General features: G+C 33.0%; 22 protein-coding genes, 1 tRNA gene, 1 pseudogene and 1 riboswitch. Of the genes and pseudogenes, 12 read left to right on the top strand and 12 right to left on the bottom strand.

All coding sequences use genetic code 11. The annotated features are described in order from the left end of the window. Positions 1–43 precede the first annotated feature (43 nt). Complete coding sequence (locus tag ACH6CY_RS05410; RefSeq protein ID WP_374066255.1) at positions 44–511, bottom strand: GNAT family N-acetyltransferase; 468 nt, start codon at positions 509–511, stop codon at positions 44–46. 310 nt (positions 512–821) lie between these two features. On the opposite strand from ACH6CY_RS05410, the gene ACH6CY_RS05405 reads away from it, so the two are divergent. Next, on the top strand, positions 822–1217 hold the full coding sequence (locus tag ACH6CY_RS05405; protein ID WP_374066254.1) for a helix-turn-helix domain-containing protein: 396 nt from the start codon (positions 822–824) through the stop codon (positions 1215–1217). A gap of 55 nt (positions 1218–1272) precedes the next feature. Here ACH6CY_RS05405 and ACH6CY_RS05400 read toward each other — a convergent pair. The 4 genes and pseudogenes from ACH6CY_RS05400 to mntR all read right to left on the bottom strand — a co-directional run. Next, positions 1273–1898 (bottom strand): annotated as a pseudogene (locus ACH6CY_RS05400) (IS3 family transposase); the annotation flags it as partial. Positions 1899–1975: 77 nt separating this feature from the next. After that, on the bottom strand, positions 1976–2497 hold the full coding sequence (locus ACH6CY_RS05395; RefSeq protein ID WP_374066253.1) for a GrpB family protein: 522 nt from the start codon (positions 2495–2497) through the stop codon (positions 1976–1978). 158 nt (positions 2498–2655) lie between these two features. Next, positions 2656–4365 carry a DNA-binding protein gene (locus ACH6CY_RS05390; RefSeq protein WP_374066252.1) on the bottom strand — a complete coding sequence of 570 codons (1710 nt, stop codon included), beginning with the start codon at positions 4363–4365 and terminating at the stop codon, positions 2656–2658. Positions 4366–4486: 121 nt separating this feature from the next. Next, on the bottom strand, positions 4487–4909 hold the full coding sequence (gene mntR / locus ACH6CY_RS05385; RefSeq protein ID WP_374066251.1) for a transcriptional regulator MntR: 423 nt from the start codon (positions 4907–4909) through the stop codon (positions 4487–4489). A gap of 377 nt (positions 4910–5286) precedes the next feature. Here mntR and ACH6CY_RS05380 point away from each other — a divergent pair, with 377 nt between their 5' ends. Beyond that, positions 5287–5682, top strand: coding sequence for a rhodanese-like domain-containing protein (locus ACH6CY_RS05380; RefSeq protein ID WP_374066250.1), 396 nt, complete (start codon positions 5287–5289; stop codon positions 5680–5682). A 47-nt stretch (positions 5683–5729) separates the two neighbouring features. On the opposite strand, the gene gcvPB is transcribed toward ACH6CY_RS05380, so the two are convergent. The 3 genes from gcvPB to gcvT are packed head-to-tail and all read right to left on the bottom strand — an operon-like array spanning position 5730 to position 9653. Further along, positions 5730–7193 (bottom strand): aminomethyl-transferring glycine dehydrogenase subunit GcvPB, encoded by a 1464-nt coding sequence (gcvPB, locus tag ACH6CY_RS05375; RefSeq protein ID WP_374066249.1) that lies wholly within the window; start codon positions 7191–7193, stop codon positions 5730–5732. Then, positions 7180–8532, bottom strand: a complete 1353-nt coding sequence (gcvPA, locus tag ACH6CY_RS05370) for an aminomethyl-transferring glycine dehydrogenase subunit GcvPA (protein ID WP_374066371.1) — start codon at positions 8530–8532, stop codon at positions 7180–7182. Before gcvPA ends, gcvPB begins: the two co-directional genes overlap by 14 nt. Before the next feature lie 17 nt (positions 8533–8549). Further along, positions 8550–9653 (bottom strand): glycine cleavage system aminomethyltransferase GcvT, encoded by a 1104-nt coding sequence (gene gcvT / locus ACH6CY_RS05365; protein ID WP_374066248.1) that lies wholly within the window; start codon positions 9651–9653, stop codon positions 8550–8552. Between the two features lie 220 nt (positions 9654–9873). After that, a riboswitch (glycine riboswitch) is annotated at positions 9874–9965 on the bottom strand. 157 nt (positions 9966–10122) lie between these two features. On the opposite strand from gcvT, the gene ACH6CY_RS05360 reads away from it, so the two are divergent. Continuing rightward, entirely contained in the window at positions 10123–11787 is a 1665-nt protein-coding gene (locus ACH6CY_RS05360) for a DEAD/DEAH box helicase (RefSeq protein WP_374066247.1), read from the top strand. Then, positions 11765–12580: a YqhG family protein gene (locus ACH6CY_RS05355; protein ID WP_374066246.1), complete on the top strand. Its 816-nt coding sequence runs from the start codon at positions 11765–11767 to the stop codon at positions 12578–12580. The genes ACH6CY_RS05360 and ACH6CY_RS05355 overlap by 23 nt, the downstream gene beginning before the upstream one ends. 16 nt (positions 12581–12596) lie before the next feature. Here ACH6CY_RS05355 and ACH6CY_RS05350 read toward each other — a convergent pair whose 3' ends face one another. Together ACH6CY_RS05350 and ACH6CY_RS05345 are read right to left on the bottom strand one after the other, a co-directional pair. Continuing rightward, positions 12597–12797, bottom strand: coding sequence for a YqzE family protein (locus ACH6CY_RS05350; RefSeq protein ID WP_374066245.1), 201 nt, complete (start codon positions 12795–12797; stop codon positions 12597–12599). Positions 12798–12827: 30 nt separating this feature from the next. Further along, entirely contained in the window at positions 12828–13328 is a 501-nt protein-coding gene (locus ACH6CY_RS05345) for a shikimate kinase (protein WP_374066244.1), read from the bottom strand. A 316-nt stretch (positions 13329–13644) separates the two neighbouring features. Between ACH6CY_RS05345 and comGA the strand changes: the two genes are divergently transcribed. The 7 genes from comGA to ACH6CY_RS05310 all read left to right on the top strand — a co-directional run bounded on the left by comGA (position 13645) and on the right by ACH6CY_RS05310 (position 17675). Next, complete coding sequence (comGA, locus tag ACH6CY_RS05340) at positions 13645–14634, top strand: competence type IV pilus ATPase ComGA (RefSeq protein ID WP_374066243.1); 990 nt, start codon at positions 13645–13647, stop codon at positions 14632–14634. Continuing rightward, positions 14612–15652, top strand: coding sequence for a competence type IV pilus assembly protein ComGB (gene comGB, locus ACH6CY_RS05335; RefSeq protein ID WP_374066242.1), 1041 nt, complete (start codon positions 14612–14614; stop codon positions 15650–15652). The genes comGA and comGB overlap by 23 nt, the downstream gene beginning before the upstream one ends. Positions 15653–15663: 11 nt before the next feature. After that, positions 15664–15981, top strand: coding sequence for a competence type IV pilus major pilin ComGC (comGC, locus tag ACH6CY_RS05330; RefSeq protein WP_374066241.1), 318 nt, complete (start codon positions 15664–15666; stop codon positions 15979–15981). Further along, positions 15978–16415 (top strand): competence type IV pilus minor pilin ComGD, encoded by a 438-nt coding sequence (comGD, locus tag ACH6CY_RS05325; protein WP_374066240.1) that lies wholly within the window; start codon positions 15978–15980, stop codon positions 16413–16415. Before comGC ends, comGD begins: the two co-directional genes overlap by 4 nt. A 281-nt stretch (positions 16416–16696) precedes the next feature. Then, a complete protein-coding gene (locus tag ACH6CY_RS05320; protein ID WP_374066239.1) occupies positions 16697–17143 on the top strand; it encodes a competence type IV pilus minor pilin ComGF in 447 nt (148 codons plus the stop codon). Beyond that, positions 17118–17519: a hypothetical protein gene (locus ACH6CY_RS05315; protein ID WP_374066238.1), complete on the top strand. Its 402-nt coding sequence runs from the start codon at positions 17118–17120 to the stop codon at positions 17517–17519. The genes ACH6CY_RS05320 and ACH6CY_RS05315 overlap by 26 nt, the downstream gene beginning before the upstream one ends. A gap of 84 nt (positions 17520–17603) precedes the next feature. Next, positions 17604–17675, top strand: a tRNA-Gln gene (locus tag ACH6CY_RS05310). 40 nt (positions 17676–17715) lie between these two features. Here ACH6CY_RS05310 and ACH6CY_RS05305 read toward each other — a convergent pair. Next, on the bottom strand, positions 17716–18333 hold the full coding sequence (locus ACH6CY_RS05305) for an MBL fold metallo-hydrolase (RefSeq protein WP_374066237.1): 618 nt from the start codon (positions 18331–18333) through the stop codon (positions 17716–17718). Between the two features lie 140 nt (positions 18334–18473). On the opposite strand from ACH6CY_RS05305, the gene ACH6CY_RS05300 reads away from it, so the two are divergent. Then, positions 18474–18635 (top strand): DUF2759 family protein, encoded by a 162-nt coding sequence (locus ACH6CY_RS05300; protein ID WP_374066236.1) that lies wholly within the window; start codon positions 18474–18476, stop codon positions 18633–18635. Positions 18636–18718: 83 nt separating this feature from the next. On the opposite strand, the gene ACH6CY_RS05295 is transcribed toward ACH6CY_RS05300, so the two are convergent. Next, entirely contained in the window at positions 18719–20653 is a 1935-nt protein-coding gene (locus ACH6CY_RS05295) for an LTA synthase family protein (protein WP_374066235.1), read from the bottom strand. Between the last annotated feature and the right edge of the window lie 160 nt (positions 20654–20813).

Raw genomic sequence — 20813 nt, 5'->3', positions numbered from 1 at the left:
CAAATATTAATTCATCCTAGTCCCATTAACAACTTTTAATTGTTTACTTTGCACATTTATACTTCATTTTTAAAAATTCAAAACAACTACCATTTGTATCTTGCATAAAGTTCTCAGTAGATTCAAAGCCTGCTTTTTTGTATACCTTAATGGCTCTTTCATTAAAAGTGGCAACCGAAAGAGTTATTTCTATCGGATTATATTTGGACATTGCATAATCTAATCCAACTTTTAAGAATTCTAGACCTATTCCACGTCCGGTTAATTCAGGTTTCAATCCTAATCCAATATCAATGGACTCGCCTTCATTTTCAAAACAAAAGAACCCAACTTCTTCGTTGCCCTTCGTGACTATAAAATATTTATCTCCACGTTGTAAAGGATTTAAGAATTCAGTCAGATCCTCCTCATCAGCTGTCATATTATAAAAGGAGTATGCTCTTTCATATTTCCAGTTGAAAGCAATATGTTCTGCTTGCTCCTGTGATAATTTATTAAACTGATAATTCATGTACATCCCCCCGATTATATCTCTTAAAATTATCTGTTAAATTTCACTAGTGTTGCACTTAATATTGCAATTTAGGAAAATATAATTTTTCACTGAAAGAGATTCTATTTAATAAATAATCAGCCACAGTATCTTTACCACTTCTTAATTTCCCAGTTATAGCTACTTTCATCACCTCATAAAACCTCCCTTTCTGATTAAGAAACAAATACTTACAACCCTTAAACAAGTTGTTTATAGATAACTGACTTGCTTTATTATACGATTAAATGTACAATGAACTTATTAATTAATTAAGGTGGTTTTAAAAATGGTTATGGAACGTATCACAAATAGAAAAAATATAAACGAAGTGGTAAATGAAACAATTTTTCAATTTCCATCTATACAATTCAGGTGTTTGCTAAACGAAAGATGTGAAGAAGTAGGTATTAATTTAATGGAATTATCAAATTTAACTGGTATTAGGTACGCATCAGTGAATGAATTGGCAAACAGTAAGAAAGTTACTTTAAATCTGCAACATATACTGGCTATTATGGTTGCATTAAGGTTGAAATCATTTGATGAATTATTTGAAATTTATTTTGAAGAAAATAAGGACAGTGAAAGATACACAATGGAATCAGATTATTACCGTAATAAAGGATTACCTGATTCAACCTTTAAGAAAATAGAGGATAATAAAATAAGGCTTGGTAGATAATAAAAGCACTATACTATTTAAAGTGTACCCTTTGTAAAGGACATTTTGAAAGAGGCTAGGCAACTTGTTGAATCTGCTGTCTGTATTTTACAGGCGGCAGCTTTTTTAAATTCCACTGGTCACGATAATTATTGTAATACGCCATATAACTCTTAACTTCTCGTTATACTTCTTCTAACGTTTCACATTCTTTTATATTCGTTTCATCCCTAAAATCTTTAAAGAATGATTTTTTGGGAGCATTATCCCAACAACTTCCCGACGTGACATCGATTGACCTAACCCCATTTTCTTCACGAGCTTTTGAAATTGTGGACTCGTGTAATGGAAACATTGATCCGAATGAATAAAGGCATCTTCTGTTAAATGGCGCTGTTTCTTCAGTTTATGTAGCGTATTGAGCGCAATCTCTAAATGTAATGAAGAGGATACTTCATACGCTAAAATCTCATTCGTTTCTGCGTCCTTGACTGTTGATAAATAAGCACATTTACCTCCTCCGTACGTTAAACACGTAATATCGGTTAATAGTACTTCCCCTGCCACACCTTGCTTAAAGTTACGGTGTAATTCATTCGAACACGCGCGATGTTCTTTTGTTGCTTTCGCCATACGTCGATAAGGGTTCGCCTTGTGAATTGGGCAAACAATATTAAATTTCTTCATAATGCGGAGTATTCGTTAGATACAGAGCTGCTATTAAGTCCATTTCCAACAACCTATTCACCTATATATTCTTTAAATGACAGCAGAATATCCTAAGTCTTTGATTTATATATTTTTGTTAAAACAGATTGAACAAAATCTGTTTTTGCGTCTGCATATCTGTATTTATCATGCTTATTTGCTTTTGACAGTTCGATTTTTAGTTTTTGATATTCCTTTCTTGTACTATCATTTCTACGTAAATAATCTATAAAATTTAATTGCTCCAATAAGTACTTATTTCCAACTTGGTACATATGAATTTGATGTGTCCTGGGTTCTCCTTTAATAAAATAATGTCTATCTGGTAGGATGTTAATTCCTTTGTAAGCGTAGCCTAAACATTCTAAAGGATTAACGCAAAACTCACCATCATCAAACGCTTTAATCTCTATAGCAATATCAATAATTGGCTTGGCACTTAATCCTTTCACAGCTGTGCTACCGATATGATGAATATTCACAACAGATTTTTCTATTTTATGTTGAATTCTCTCTTTTTCTAGTAAAAACTCCTTTAACCAATCTTCAGTCCAAGGCACTAGAAATACCTCACCTCTTGGTAATCCAAGCATTGTATTGCCCTCCTTACCATGACCTTATTCAAATATCTGGCACGTAACGTGCTCAATTCATGTTACTTCTTAGATTATCTAAGTTTATGATGCACATCAATCCGTTGTAGAACCAGACTTGGATTCCACAACGGATAACTGTTATTCTTTGTATTAATTTAATCGGTCAAGCCTTTAATTACAATGCTTTCAACTGATCCTGTGGCTCCATCTCTAACCTTCACTTCCATATTGACTGTATCTCCTTCAGTTAAGAAGATCGCCTTAGGTTCAATCGTTGTATTCACTGTATAGATAATAGGATCATTTTGTAATAAAAATTGTACAATTTGAATATTATCCTTTGTCGAAACTAATACCCGAGTTATTGCTCCTTCAACATTTTCTATATCTGCACCATCACTAGACTGAACAAAGCTAGGATTCTGTTGAAGGGCAATCCGATAACTTTCTAACGCCTGATTGGCTGTTTCACCAAACACAACGAAATCAGAATCAGCTGCATTAATGTAGGCATATTTTTTAAACAAACCATTTGGGTCTAGTACATTAACTACCCATGTTGCATGCCCGTCAATATTATATAGAATCGGCATCGAACCTTCCCAATTTTTCTCAGGAAATTCTTTGTTCACAATTTGCTTAGCACCTTCACTATCCATGATTCCATTATTCATTTCACCATTAAAATAAGTAAGTTCACCAGTTCTTGCGTGGATCATTGTATAGCCTAACGCTGAGTCAATGTTTTCTTTAGGAGATGTCATATCTGTGAAATAGTACATTTCACCATTTTCATCGAATACAGGAGTTACACTTTTTTCTGTTCCAGATTCATTCGGTATGCGCACATCTTTTTTACCAAATTTACTATTGAACCAACCATGTACATACTTTCCATAGTATTCATTTTGTAATGAAGCTATTTCTGAGCTAACTGAACCTTCAATAAATGCTGGTGCTTCTTCTGTATCATACAATGCGACTTCTCCACTAGTTGGATCTACCACAGCTACTTTTAAATCATTTAAATCCGGCTTATCTGTAATTGTCATCGTTTGGTATAAAGTTTGTACATACCATGGCTTTCCCGCTTCATCAACTTCTATTTGAGCTTCTCCACTTTGTACATAATGTGGAAACTTATCGTAAATGACTCGTTGTACATTTTTATGAAAATAACTAGAGTTAGTATACTGCATTTTACTAGAAATAAATTCTGGCTGTGCATTTACATTCGTAGCTGATATCGTAAAAAAGCCTTCTGTTTCTTGACCACGAATGAATTTCCAAAGTCCTGTAAACTCTAATGGTGCAACATAAACGATATCATCATTCATTTTTTGCACTTGAAGTTTACCTAAATCGTAAAATTGAGGATTTGGTACAACACTCATCGATTTTTGCATTTTATTTCGAGCAGATTCTGGAGAAACAGCTATCGGTGTATCATCCTTATTTAATGGTTTTGCTTGTTCTTTCTCTTCCGTTTGGATTGAATCATGTACATTATCCAAACTAAACAATCCATATACATAGATTGCAGGAATAGATAGAATGAGTAGTCCAGTAATGATAAAAACACTCGTATGACGTTTTTTTATCGTAATGTTTCCACCCATTAATAAAAGATAAACTAATGGTACAGTTATTATTGCTACTAATAAATTTAATATCAACATGTTAGGAACAATAATACTCGGCATAATGAAATAAATACCGATCAAAAATAAAATAAAGATAATTAAAAACGAAATAAAAATTTGTTTAACTTTTTTCTTGTTTGGCTTCTGTTTCAAAAAAGTAATAATAATAAAACATAATGCCAGTATAAAAGATAATCCTGTTGTTATTAACGCGCCAATCATTTCCATGTCCCCTTTATTTTGTTCTATATTACTTATACGTTTTTGCTTTTAAAAAGTTTCAAACAAAAATTACCGAGTAGTTACTCGGTAATTTTTTTGAAAAACATTTTGCATCTTTAAACTATGATTCTTCTGCTTCTTTATGTAGTTGTTTAAGTGCTTCGATCGCTTTTGGATTACTATCTAAATATTGAACAAGATCCCCTATTCGATCAATTGAATTCCAACTTAAATGATGTTCAATCCCCTCAACATCTTGATAAATATTTTCTTGCTCAACCCCTATTAACTCTAAAAATTGTTCAAGTAATTCATGACGATAAACTAAACGTTTACCAATTTTTTTTCCTTGAGAAGTTAAAATCAATCCTCTATATTTCTCATAATTTAAATATTCATCTTTATCAAGCTTTTGAACCATTTTTGTAACGGAGGATGGATGAACGTCAAGTGCTTCTGCAATATCAGACACTCTAGCATATCCTTTTGATTCAATTAACATATAAATTTGTTCTATATAATCTTCCATACTTGGTGTTGGCATAGTAATCCTCCAATTCTTAATCATCAATGCTCCTAATAAAAAGGATACAACAGTTTCTCTTGTGGCACAAGCGATTTAAAATCAGTTCGTGTTTTTAACATAAATGATGACATCGATCACACTAGGTAAATACGCTTCGTATGATGGAAGGAATATGACTATTTATTATCTATTATGTAGTTCATACCATTCATCTAGTTACGTGTTATCATTTACATTTACTCGAAGTAATCATATTATTAGACATAAATTTAAGGATAGAGTCGATAATATACAAGAATACAATCATAATTTTGTTATATATAGTGAAATTCATTTAAAAAATGTTATAATCATCATATAATATATATAGTTTTATTAAAAAAGGGGAAGTAGTTATGAAGGATTGGTATATAATAATAGGTCTCTTAGTTGCGTTTATCTTGTTTACGGTGTACAGGTATTTAAAGCAAAGACGGATCTTAAAAACACTTTCAGAAGAAGAATTTCGTCAAGGATATCGAAAAGCTCAATTAATTGATGTTCGTGAACCTAAAGAGTTCGATGGCGGTCATATTTTAGGCGCTCGAAATATTCCATTAACACAATTAAAACAACGCATGAAAGAATTAAGAAAAGATCAACCCATCTATTTATATTGTCAAAGTGGCTCAAGATCTGCTCGAGCTGCGATGATATTAAACAAAAAAGGATACAATGATTTGTTTGATTTACAAGGTGGCTACAAAAAATGGACAGGTAAAATTAAAAAAACAAAAAAAGCTAATTATTAATGTGAAACAGGTGTTTCTTCACTAGAAACACCTGTTTCATTTATTATTTAATTATCGAATGCATATTTTACAATTGGTTTTCTCGCTGCTAATGTCTCATCCATTCGTTTTACCACTGTCGTATGTGGCGCTTCTTGCACTAACTCTGGCTGGGTACTCGCTTCTTGATTAATAGCTAATAACGCCTCAACAAAAGCATCTAGCGTTTCTTTAGTTTCTGTTTCTGTGGGCTCAATCATCATTGCTTCAGCTACATTTAACGGGAAATAGATGGTTGGTGGATGATAACCATAATCTAATAAGCGCTTAGCAATATCTAACGTACGAACCCCTAATTTCTTTTGTTTTTTGCCTGATAAAACAAATTCATGCTTACAATGTTGTGTAAATGGTAGATCAAAAGTAGATTCTAATCTCCTCATAAGGTAATTCGCATTTAACACTGCATACGTGCTTGCTTTTTTCAATCCTTCGGCTCCCATAGAACGAATATACGTATAAGCACGAACATTTATACCGAAGTTCCCAAAATAAGATTTAACTCTTCCGATTGAATCTGGGCGCTCATGCTCAAAAACATACAAATCTTCTCGCTTCATAATGATCGGCTTAGGTAAGAACTTTTCCATTTCTTCTGATACCCCAACCGGTCCGGAGCCTGGTCCACCTCCACCATGCGGTCCAGTAAATGTTTTATGCAAGTTCAAATGCACAACATCAAACCCCATATCACCAGGTCTTGTGTAGCCCATGATCGCATTTAGATTGGCACCATCATAATAAAGTTTACCGCCTGACTCATGTACAACCTTTGCAATCTCAGTAATTTCTTTTTCAAACAAGCCTAGCGTATTTGGATTAGTAAGCATTAGTGCTGCTGTATCATTACCTACAACCCGTCGTAAGTCATCTAAATCTACTAACCCTTGCTCATTTGTTTGTACTGTGACTGGATCGAATCCTGCAACTGCTGCTGAAGCTGGGTTTGTGCCATGCGCTGAATCAGGAATAATAACTTTCGTTCGTTGATAGTCACCATTTTCCTCATGAAAAGCTCGAATCATCATTAAACCAGCCCATTCCCCATGGGCACCAGCTGCCGTTTGAAGTGTGAATCGATGCATTCCAGTAATTTCTTCTAACGCAGTCTGTAAGTCATACATAATTGCTAGTGCTCCTTGAACGGTTTCAGATGGTTGATAAGGATGAATATAGCTTAATCCTTCTAACCTCGCTACATCCTCGTTTAACTTAGGATTGTATTTCATTGTACAAGAGCCTAATGGATAAAAACCAGAATCAACACCATAATTTTGTTTAGAAAGATTCGTATAATGTCGAATCAACTGCAATTCACTGATTTCTGGTAGCCTAGGTGGTTCTTTTCTTAAGTAAGATGAATCTACAATTGATTCTAAATCTGTCTCTTCCACATCTAATTCAGGCAAAGAATAGCTAACTCGACCTTGTTTGCTTAATTCGAATAGTAAAGGATGATTATTGATTGTCATTTGCTTCACCTACTTCCTTGACAAAGCTATCGATTTCTTCTTTTGTTCTCATTTCGGTAACTGCAACTAACATACATTTTTCATATTTTGCATCTATTTTCCCTAAGTCAAATCCACCTAACATGCCTTTTTCAAGTAGTCGTTTGTTTATGTTAGAAACTGAATCATTTAACTGAATAACAAATTCGTTAAATATTGGTCCTTCAAAAAGAATAGGGATGTGTCTTTTTTGAAAAGCACGTTTTGCAAATTGAGCTTTTTGCATATTTTGATAGGCCATTTCTTTTAATCCCTTTTTCCCTAATGCACTCATAGCTACGGAAGACGCTAATGCATTCAATGCCTGATTGGAACAAATATTTGATGTTGCTTTCTCTCGTCTAATGTGTTGTTCTCTTGCTTGAAGCGTTAGAACAAAGCCACGTTTTCCCTCTTCATCAACTGTCTCACCAACTAGTCTACCTGGCACTTTTCGCATCCATTTTTTCTTCGTTGCAAAGTAACCACAATGTGGTCCACCATATTGAGCTGGGATACCAAATACTTGGGTATCGCCTACCACAAAATCCGCACCTAAATCACCAGGAGGTGTAAGCATACCTAATGACAATGGATTACTTGACACAACGAACATTGTTTTTGTATCTTTTATCATTCCATTAACTTCAGCCAATGGTTCGATTTGTCCGTAAAAATTAGGATATTGTACGATAACACTTGATACTGTTTCATCTAGTAAGCTAGTCATTTGATCAAGATCAGTCATTCCGTTTTTTTCTGGAATCTCAATGACCTCTAAATCATGACCTTTTGCATACGTATACATTACTTCCAATGATTCAGGATGAATGGCTTTTGACACGAGTACTTTCTTTCTTTTTGTTTGCGCTGCACTGATTGTCATTGCTTCAGCCAATGCCGTCGCTCCATCATACATCGATGAATTTGCTATATCCATTGCTGTTAATTCACAAATCATTGTCTGAAATTCAAAAATCGCTTGTAATTCCCCTTGAGATATTTCTGGTTGATATGGGGTGTAGGCTGTGAAAAATTCTGACCTTGAAATAATATGATCTACAACAGATGGAATGTAGTGATCATATACACCTGCACCTAAAAAAGAGGTATGTGATTTGCTTGTTACATTTTTGTTTGCTAATTGTGTTATTTCTTTCAATAATTTCGTCTCACTATAAGGTGGAGTAAGATTTAATTCTCTTGTTAATCTAATTTCTTTTGGAATGTCAGAGAATAAATCCTCTATGCCCGTTACTCCTATAGTTTGTAACATGTCGTCCTCATCTTGTTTTGTCATTGGTAAATAACGAAAGTTCATCCCCATCTCCCCTTCTCCTAACCTCTTTTATAAAAAGGTTTTTTTATTACTTGCGCTCGCAAATATTTATTTCTTATTTTTACAGTTACTACAGTTCCCTCTTCTGAAAAGTCTTTATCAATCAATGCCAATCCGAGATTTTTACCAAGTGTCGGTGCATTCGTTCCACTTGTAACAAAACCAATACATGTATCATTATCATAAACGGGATACTCATGGCGTGGAATTCCTTTATCAATCATTTCAATACCAACTAAGGTACGGCCTACACCTTGTTCTTTTTGCTTGTGTAATACTTCCTTCCCAATAAAGTCACTTGATTTATTTGTTTTTACAGCAAAGCCTAACCCCGCTTCAATCGGAGTAATTGCTTCAGATAATTCATTCCCATATAACGGAAAACAGGCTTCAAAGCGTAATGTATCTCTTGCGCCTAAACCGATTGGAAAAATGCCATCTTCTTCCCCTATAGCTAATAGCCTTTCCCATAAAGATGTTCCACTCGTTGTCGGAATATAAATTTCAAACCCATCTTCACCGGTATAACCAGTTCTAGCGACTAACGCTTGATCTTCAATACCTTCAAAAGCAACATCTTGCTTAAATGAAAAGAAACGAATAGTAGACAAATCTTCTTCCGTTATTTTCTGCAGTACTTTCTCTGCTCTAGGTCCTTGAATAGCCAGTTGGACATAATCCTGAGACTTATCAATGATTTCTAAATCATCAGACTTGTGCTCTAATAACCAATTTAGATCTTTTTCATGATTGGCAGCATTTACGACTAATAAATATTTCTGTTCTTCTAATTGGTAAACAATTAAGTCATCTACCGTGCCCCCGTTTGGGTAACACATAAACGTATACTGCGCTTTGTTTGGCTTAATCAGAGATAAATCATTGGTACACATTTGTTGCAAAAACGCAAGGCTTCCCTCACCTGAGACAATAATTTCTCCCATGTGAGATACATCGAACAATCCAACAGCATTTCGAGTCACATCATGTTCCTTTTTAATACCGTCAAATTGAACTGGCAATGCCCAACCACCAAAATCAATGACTTTTGCTTGATATTTTTGATACAACGGATATAACGGTGTTTGTTTTAATTCTTTCATACTATCACGCCCCTCCCAAATTATTTTTTTGTAGTTTCCCTTTATATTAGAATCTATCCCCTTTCTGTTCATAACCATACATAGCTATTTACTAAAAAGGACAGAGAAATCATCTGATCCAAATGATTTCTCTGTCCTTTTACCAGAAAGTTTCGCCCCTGTATCTAGCAGGCATGCTTCTTGGGTAGTTTATAGTTGCTATAAACATTCTCCAGAGTTGCGTCAAATAAAAGTCTGTTTGCCTGAGAGATTCGCAATATATTGCTTGCTCCTTCGGCGGCACACTAATGTGCTCTCTCCTTTTATCATCATCCGCTTGTAAATTTTGTTGAATTGGGAACACTATCTAATAACGACTAATCTATACAGTGTAAAATTATCTATATTATACAGAATATTATAACATATATATCGAAAAATACAGATGAACTTTTTTAAAATCAGAACATAAAGTTCGGGAGTTGACTGAATGAATATCCAATTACAGCAGGATCAAATGTTTTTAAAAACATTTGAAAATAATTTAGCAAAAGAACAATCTCTTTCAAGTTGGGAGCTTTTTTTATTATCTTATCAAGCGGCAGAAACAAATCAAATTAAGCATACTAATAAACTAATAACACCTGATTTATTACCTCACATGACATTTTTAACGCATCAATTAGATTGTGTGAAACAGGTTATTGAACAAATGAATGGGCGTGCAATTTTAGCAGATGAGGTTGGCTTAGGAAAAACAATTGAAGCTGGCTTATTATTAAAGGAATACATGATACGTGGATTAGTTAAGAAAGCGTTAATTTTAGTTCCTGCTTCCTTAGTCAATCAATGGGCAACAGAATTAACACAAAAGTTTTATATTCCGGTCGTGACATCAAGGAAACGCCCCGTGTGGGATCAAAACAATATTATGATTACTTCCATTGATTTAGCGAAACGTGAACCACATAATAGCACGATTCTAGAACAACAGTATGATTTTGTTTTAGTCGATGAAGCACATAAATTGAAAAATCATCAAACTAAGAGTCATCAATTTATTCGAGCAATAAAGAAAAAATACTGTTTGTTGTTGACAGCTACACCTATTCAAAATAAATTAAGTGATATTTTTAATTTAGTTTCTATATTAAAGCCAGGTTATTTAGGAGATTTCAAAACCTTCTCAGAGAAATTTGGGAAGAACAACAAAGCACTTGAAAGCGATATTCATTTAAAGCAGCTTATCAAGCAGGTAATGGTACGTAATCGCAGAACAGATACTGGATTAGAATGGACAAAGCGTCATGTTGAAACAATTTGGATTGATTTCACAAAGGAAGAAATGGAAACCTATGAAACATTAAAAGAACTTACTTCTGAAAAAGCTTCTTTTGCCAAGATTACCTATTTACGTGAGTTATGCTCATCTCGTGAAGCTTGCTATTTATCCATTAAAAAGAATACAAGTCAAGACAGCAAAGGTTATCAAGAATATACTGCATTATTGGAAAAGATTGAAATGCTTCCTCAACACGCAAAAGCGAATAAAGTGGTTGAATTAGTGCAATCCATTAATGATAAATGTATTATATTCACAGAATATCGCGCAACTCAAGTATATTTACAATGGGTTCTTCAACAGCATGGCATTACATCTGTTCCTTTTCGAGGAGGATTTAAACGCGGAAAAAAAGATTGGATGAAACAACTCTTTGAGCATAAAGCACAAGTTTTAATAGCAACAGAAGCTGGTGGGGAAGGAATAAACCTTCAGTTTTGTAATTATATGATTAATTATGATCTACCTTGGAACCCGATGCGTTTAGAGCAACGAATCGGTCGAATTCATCGCTATGGACAAAAGAAAGATGTCCATATATATAATTTTGCTTTAAGAAATACCATTGAATCTCACGTTTTACAGTTACTATACGATAAAATCGGTCTATTTGAACGGATAATAGGGAACTTAGATGCAATTTTAGCAGATCTTGAACTAACCAATATAGATAAAGAACTAGAACAAATATTTCTTCAATCACAATCTGAAGGTGAAGCAAAAATTAAACTAGATAATTTATCTGCGATTATAACAAATCATTTACCGCAAATAGAACAGGAGAATCAATATGGGAATCAAGAATCTTCATAATTTTTTATACACTTTCTTCACGGAAAATGAATGTGAGATTGTGCACCAAAACGATCAAGATTTGATTATTCAACTTTCAAATGAGCTAGATGAACAGTTAATGAATCGACCATTCTACTGGCAATATGTTAAAAAGATGGGCCTAAAGGGAGAGCCTTCTAGTCTTTATCTTACGGTTGATCCTAACAATAAGGAGGAAGAGGATAAAAACAACTATGAATTCGTTCATTTCGGTAGTCCTCGTTTGCAGCAAATATTTCAAATACTCTCATCAAAGGGGAAATACGTTAAATTATATCAATCAATTGCGACAACGGAACACACACCACTCATTCCATGGCTTGTGTTAAATCTGAAAATTAGTTATATAGGGAAGGATAAGAAAGAAGTATTAAAATCAATTGGTATTAATATGGTTAACGGAGCAATAATAAATCAATTTATTCACGCTATAAAACATATAGAGTGGGATGTGAAAAGTGCTGATTTTTGCTATACAGTAACTCCACTAATTCAAGTAAAACATAGTTACCAAAGGATTATGCAATTAGTGGAACAAATGTTGCAGCAAGAAGAGCATGAATGGGCAACTATCTCATGGAATCAAATGGAGAAAGAAAAAAACTTATTAAAGCAATTTTACCAATCTGAAGACGATAGTTACCAAAATCATTATCAAGAGGAATTAGCGGCCATTGAAGCGATGTATCAACCTAAGATTGATGTTTCTGCTGTAAATGGTGGTTTATTTTTCATCACGCAACAAACTAGTTTCAAATTACTGCATAGTTAAAATCATGATTCGGCTGTTATCGACGATTTTTGTTTCTTTTTAACCAAACATGTAAAGAAAAAGGGACCAAACCAAACCAATTACTTGATAGAAAAAATTGTGATTCTTTCTTTTTATCTTTCTTTTCTTGCTTGTATTGTTCCCTTTTTTCTTTTGACATTCCAGCATATTTTACAATTTCTGTTGTAACATATTTTACTATATCATTCCCAGACATAAAGACCATCTCCTTTATGTCTAGGATGCCCTAACCTACCTCTTTTATAAGTGTGATAATTTCTTCCGCGATTTCATTCGTGTCCTTATCATCTGTATATACGACATGTTTACTTGCCTGTTTGTATTTGCTATCTCTACGAGTTAATAAGTTTTCTTTATCCCTAGATTGATCATTCCAAATCGGTCGATTTCGATCAAATTTTAATCGATTAACAATTTCAGCCCAGCTAGTCTTCAAATAAATTACTTCTTTATTTGATAACCACTCGATATTAGCAGATAATTCTATTATGCCACCACCAGTAGCTATTATAGTATTATTTTGATTGGTCTTTGTTAACATGTGATGTTCATACTTTCGAAATACTTCTTCACCATAATTAGCAAACACCTTCTTGATCGGCAATTGATAATAATTTTCTACCATTTGATCTGTATCTTGAACAGCTAACTCAAGTTTTTGGGCGAGCAGTTTAGCAACAGTTGTTTTTCCACTACCCATAAATCCTATTAAATAAATACTTTTCAATGTCTTTCACCCCAATATCATTCTACATAATTGATTATTATACTTGATGTATCTAAGCAACGCATTATCTCACGATTGTTAAATAATGATTGATAATTTTATTTATTATAGCATGAATCTTTTATTCCTTCGAAAGTTTAAAATATTTTTACTACACTGTTTTTTTCTGCGAAATCAAGTATTAATCTAGTGAAACTTCATAACTGGTTATGAAGTTCACCTATAAAAACAGATTAGCTCCAATTAGATAATGATATTGTAAGTTGCTTTTTAAAATTCCTGTTTGTATAGTATAGTTTACAAGGGAGGAAAAGCTATGAGTACGACTTCTGTTTTTTCAAAAAAAATTTTGTATGATGCACTAGACAACGACGCATCCGACATACATTTTTGTCCATTCTCATCGATGGTCAAAATCTATCTTAGAATTCATGGTGAAAGAGTGCTCCATAATGAAATAAGTTTAAACCAGTATAATAGATTGATAAGTTATTTTAAATTCACAGCCGGTATGGATATTGGTGAAAAAAGAAAACCTCAAAACGGGGCAATCATTATAAACTACCAAAAAAGATCAATAGCATTACGCATTTCTTCATTACCAGTCCATCAATCTGAAAGTCTTGCCATTCGTTTATTGCCACAAAATGAAGCTACCTCACTAAATCAACTGTTTCTATTCCCGTATCAATTAAAACAAATCAAAAAATGGGTCAGCCACCGTTCAGGAGTTATTTTATTTACTGGACCAACAGGAAGCGGAAAAACAACAACGTTATATGCCCTACTTCAAACACTGTTAAAAGAACATTCCTACCAAACGATTACATTAGAAGATCCAATCGAAAAAGAAATAGAAAATTTATTACAAGTTCAAGTTAACGAAAAAAGTGGTGTGAGTTACCACGTTGGTCTTAAAGCAGCACTTAGACATGACCCTGATATTATTATGGTAGGTGAAATAAGGGATGAAAAAACAGCACAATTTGTTTTTCACGCTGCATATACTGGCCATTTAGTTTTATCAACTTTACATGCTAAAGATGCTTTTGGCACAATCTACCGATTAAAAGAAATGGGCATTAGTCAAACAGACCTTAGACAAAGTTTAATTGCTGTAGCATCCTTAGAGTTACTACCTATTTTAATCAACAACACACCTTCACGCGCAGCTATATCGGAGTTACTGGAAGGGAACTTACTTCATGAAGCGATTGGTAGTCAAAAAACAGCCGATCACACGTTTCATACTTTTAAGCAATTAAGGAGGAAAGCTTACGCGTATGGATTTACTAATAAAACATAAACAAAAGAGATTAACATCGTCTGAACAGAACCATTTTTTGATTCGACTTACAAGGCTATTAGAACAAGATTATCCTCTCATAGACGCATTGTATGCAATGCAATGGAACCATAAATGGAAGCAACCGATTACCCAGATGATTCATACTTTGAAAGATGGAAAAACATTAGATACAGCCTTAGAAGAGGCAAATTTTGATACGAAAATCATTTCATTTCTTTATTTTGCAAGTGCACATGGAGATATGACAAAGGCTTTAAAACAAAGTGTATTGTTATTAGAAAAAAACAGCTTGTTATTTTTAAAATTCAAACAAGCTATACGTTATCCCATCGCACTATTCTTAATGTTTATTTGTTTATTATATTTTATTAAGACATCGGTATATCCTGCTTTTATCCAATTGTTTCAATCTACCACGTATGTCTCAACTTTCACAATGAGCTCTTTAAAATCTATTCATTTCTTTTTCAACACGCTTATTTTTGTGATATTACTATGTATCATTGCTTCTATCTGCTGGTTCATAATTCAAACAAAGTGTACCATAAAAACAAAGATAACGATTTACCAACATGTTCCTTTCATTAAAACAATGATTCAACTGTACAACACATTTCTATTTTCCCTTCATTTAAGTTCATTGCTACACGCTGGATTATCGCTTAAAGACAGCTTCCACATACTAGCAAAACAAATGCATCATCAAATAGTAAGCTATTATTGCCAACAAATTCTTAATCATTATGCCACAGGTCAACAAATGGCAACTATTTTACCTACGCTCCATTTACTTCATAAAGATATCGATATAGTTTTTCAAAAAAATAGTAATACAGAAGATGTTGCTGTAGATTTGCATGGTTATGCTGATTTTCTATTAGAGCGTCTAGAAAATAAGGTTAAAAAAACGATTGCATGGATTCAACCAGTCTTTTTTATTATTATCGGTGTCAGCATCATTTTTATATACATTTCGCTTTTGTATCCAATGTTCCAACTTATACAAACTATTTAGGAGATGATAAGATGAAAAATCAAAAAGGATTTACTTTAATTGAAATGCTAATCGTATTAGCAATCATAACAACATTATTAATTTTGTTAATCCCAAACTTAGCTAGCAAAAATCAGGAAGTTCAATCAAAAGGTTGTAATGCATTAAAGAAATTAACGGAAAATCAATTACAAGCTTATGTTATGGATTATGGAACGTATCCTAACAAAGTGAGCACTTTAGTAGAAAAGCAGTATATTCAATCAGATACTTGTTCTAACGGTAAAAAAAGACTTGCTTTTGATCAAGCCGGAAATAACGAAATTATTATTGTAGATAATGACGGATGATAAAAAAGAATGGCTATTCATTAGTGGAATTGTTAATCGTGCTAAGTCTATTATCAACACTTTTAGTTATAGGAGGATCAATCCAACTTCGGACGTATGATACGTATCAATTTAAGCAATGGTACGCTTTATTTGAAAATGACTTACTGCGAATGCAACAAGATACGATGACTACAAAAAATAGTTTATATTTATTAATTAAACCTAACAGTAACAGCTACGAAATTCGTAAAGGTACATTTGAAAAACCTATTATTAAACGTTCGATCCCGAAGAAGTGGCAGGTTAAACTCTATTCTCTCGATAATCCATTATCTTTTTCCAAACACGGCACAATTAAAAGACCTGGCAGATTTAAAATTATTTCTAAATACACCAAGTGGGAAATTGTTTTTCCGCTTGGAAAAGGAAGAAGTTATGTAAATGAACGATAACAACACTCATAATGGATTTGTTCTTACAGAAGTAATCGTGTCATTCAGTTTAATTATTATAATATCCTTTACAGTTATACCTATATTTTACCAATTAACAACTGAACAAATAAATTTATATTACAAAAGAGAAATCCACTCTTATCTCCACGATCAATTAATAACCCGCTCGAGTAATAATATAATTCCAAACAACGAGACCATAACCGTCAAGCAAACAAAAGTGAACATTCAGTATTCGTTAGATACACCTTATTGGAAAGGATGTGCAGATTGGATCAATGCGAAGAACAAAAGTGAAAAAATCTGTTTGTTTTATTATCCACCAGACTAAGAATGGCTTTTCTCTAGTAAATACTTTGTTTTCGTTATTAATCATTAGTTCAATTTTATTGTTTATTCCTTCTATCTATCAACTATTTCATACAAGCAGTTATACAAGTGAATTTTCAATTAGGCAATTTTTTCATATATTAAATAACGAAATACAAACACAAACTTTTGACTATCATACAGAACATACAGTTCATCTAATAAATAATAAAGAGGAGAATGTGACTATATCTTTGTATGGAAGTGTTGTACGAAGACAAGTTAATCGAAAAGGGCATGAAATACTTGTAAGAGATATTAAGAAATTTTCAATAAAGACAGTAAAAAACGGCATTCATGTAACAATCACTTCACTATCTGGAGATCACTATGCAAAAACAATATTATTTCAGTAAAAAAAATTTTAATGAGAAAGGTTTTTTATTCCCTTACATTGCTTTTATCGCAACCCTTTTGTTATTAGCAACTGTCACATCGATTACGCTATTAGAAAATAATCGAAAAATGACTGATTACCAAATAGAGCAGATTGAGATGGAAACTTTGCGACAAATGGCTAGCTCCTCGCTTCAAAAAGATTTAAAAAATCAAGCAATGACTTTACCGTTCTTATCACAAAGCTATCTACTTCCAAATGGAGAAGCGATCATTTATTATAAATCACATACTGAGGAGATGTTGTACATTACAATTAAAACGATTACTACAAATGATTCAGAGCAATTATGGTCAATTAGTATTCCACTAATCCCTAATACAACTCCAAACTAAAGCGTGACCATGTTGAGTCAACATGAGGCGTGATTAGTGACGTGTATATAATCTAACAGTTTGCATAAACTACAATTATCATAATGGGCTATAGCCAAGTGGTAAGGCAGCGGATTTTGATTCCGTTATTCGTTGGTTCGAATCCAGCTAGCCCAGTAAAAAAGGAGCTGCAACACAAGTCTGCGGCTCCTTATCATTATAGAAATGGGTTTGATTTCTTCTCCTGCTCAATGGTAGTTGTTGGCCCATGCCCAGGAAAAATAGTAAAGTCACCTGCTAATGTGAACAGTTTTTCTCTAATACTATCGATCAAAGTAGCATGGTCTCCACCAGGTAAATCTGTTCTACCTATTCCATTTTGAAACAAACAATCACCTGAAATCACATATTTCTCATTATTGAATATAAAACTAACTCCACCTGGAGAATGTCCTGGAGTATGTAACACATCAAAACTGAATTCACCTATTTCCATCGTTCCTTCACTAATAAAATGATCTGCTGGTCGACAGCTTATATTATCCACAGGAAACAGTCCTGATCCATTCCATTCTGGTGAACCTAACCAGTTTTTTTCCTGTTCATGAACATAAACTGGTATGTTGTATTTATCTCTAAGCACATCCACAGCACCAATATGATCAAAGTGAGCGTGTGTTAATAAAATAGCTAACAGTGCCACTTGATTTTTTTCTAACCAGTGAACGATAATTTCTACATCGCCACCAGGATCAATCATCAAACCTTTACCGTTTTTATAAACGACATATCCATTTGTTCCCATCCGACCTAAAGTCAATCCTTTAATGTTCAAAATTTGCTCATCCTTTTTTATTTTTTAAAAATAGCTCGACAATGACTAACTTTTATTTTAAAATGTGATGTGATATTTCGCAATTATATCATATTATTTTTTATATTATACTTATTATTAATGAGAATTGAGGTTTTCACATGCCATTAGCACTTACATTAATGATGATTACTTGTCTATCTAGTGCAGCGTTCTGTAAAGAAATGAAATCTAAAAATTTAACTGCACTGTTAGTTACTGGCTCTTCCGTATTGATATTTGGTTTCTTCTCTATTTCAACAATTATGACTTCTTTTTTCTAAACACATCACTACTATAGAAATCATTTGTATTGGTTCAATATATTAAAAAGAAAATGAGGACCCCCTAAATGGTCCTCATTTTGTTATTGTTGTTCTTTCTCATTTTCTTCACTTTCAAGATTTTTATTTTGAAAATCATGGAATCTAAATAAATCGCCATAAATAATTTGGTCAGAATAGGTAAGCTCTTGTTGTACTTTTTCTTTTATTGGTTCACAATGACTGTCTATTGTTTTCTCACCATTATCTTCAGAGTCTTCTTGATCTGAAACAATCAATTCTCCTGTTTCTCGATTAAAGCACTGATCTTTTGTATAAATATAGTCATTACTTATAAAGCTTCCATCTCTTAATGCTACAAACTCTTTACGCTTTTCACTGAATAGATTGGTACCAAAACTTAAATCATTGCTGTCGTCTATTCCTAGTATGTGCATTAATGTTGGCTTCACATCAATTTGTCCACCAATTTCAGAAATTGTTTTTCCTTTTTCCCCAGGTATGTGGACGATAAACGGTACGCGTTGAAGTTGAATATGATCATAAGGTGTAATTTTTTCTTTATCTAAATATTGTGCCATCGCTTTGTCATGAAAATCACTAATACCATAGTGGTCACCCATCATCACAATAATTGAATTTTCATATTCACCTGATTCTTTTAATTGATCAAAAAAGTCTTTAATCGATTCATCCATGTATCTTACTGTTTGGAAATATTGATTTAATGTTTTTGAATTTGAATCAAATTTATCAATCGTTGCATCTTCTTCCGCTAGGTCAAATGGATAATGATTCGTCAACGTAATGAAACGACTATAATAAGGTTCAGGTAGTGACTGTAAATATTTTATCGACTGCTCAAAGAATGGTTTGTCTTTTAAGCCCCAGCCAATTGAGTTTTCATCTGTTACTTCATAAGCATCAATATCATAAAATTGATCGATACCTAAATTATCGTACATAACGTCTCTATTCCAAAAACTTTTGTTATTCGCATGTAAGACAGACGAGGTATATCCGTTATCTTTTAACAGCTCAGAAGTCGAATTGTACTCGTTTTGTCCATGAGTAAAGAACACTGCACCACTAGGTAAAGGATATAATCCTGTTTCTACTAAGAATTCAGAATCAGAAGTTTTTCCTTGCTCTGTTTGATGATAAAAGTTTTCAAAATAATAACTTTCATCAATTAAGTCATTCAAAAATGGTGTAACTTCCTCGTCATGCAATGTATTATTAATTACAAAACTTTGCAACGATTCCAATGAAATAAATATTAAATTTTTATCCTTAGCCACTCCAGCCAAATCTGTTTCCGATTGATCGGTTGTATTATCCTTCATATACGCTTTAATTTCTGTTAACTCATTTCCATCTGCAAATACACGTTGTGCTTTTGATTTTGATTGTTGCACAACATCATAAACATGGTAATTAAAGATACCTATATTCTTCACCAAATATTCACGGTCAAATGTACGCTGTAATAATTGTGGACGTTCAATTTCAGCTAAGATATAGTTCCCTAATAAAAACGCAATAGATAAGCTAAAAGCCAAGGCTTTTTTTCGTTTTTGATAAGAAACAATAAATGTATTTTTATATTTTTTACTTAGATACCAAATAATAACTACGTCTAAGAACAATAGAATATCACCAGGGTAAATCAGTGCTAGTATACTAGAACCTAAGTCAGCAGCATTACTACCTTGAAACAGTACTGGTATTGTAAGAAAATCAGTGAAGTTACGATAGAATATTAGATTAAAATATATAATGAAAGAACCCAATAAAGTTGCATATCGGATAAATTTCATTTGTCTTTCTTCTTTTAACCACACACTAATTGCAAATACTAAAAAAGCAGAAACGAATGGATTAATAAACAAAATTATTTCTTGCATCATATTATCTAATTCAATATTAAACAAAAATCGATAAACAATATATGTTTTGATCCCAAATAATAAGCTAGCTACCACATATAAGGGAACTTTATTTACTCTCTGAAACATAAAAGCTATTTCCTCCTAGTTTTAAATGTTAACTTTTTTTACATTTATGTTGATTTTGGTGTAATCTATCGATCTATTCTATTAGACGGATTGAATTGTAAAAAAGTTTCACCTTTTTTTACTTTATTTTAATAATACTCTATTTTATTCAAAGTTTCCA

This window comes from Paraliobacillus sp. JSM ZJ581 (assembly GCF_044383835.1).
GTDB lineage: Bacteria > Bacillota > Bacilli > Bacillales > Amphibacillaceae > Paraliobacillus.
This window is presented reverse-complemented; position numbering and strand designations above follow the sequence as displayed.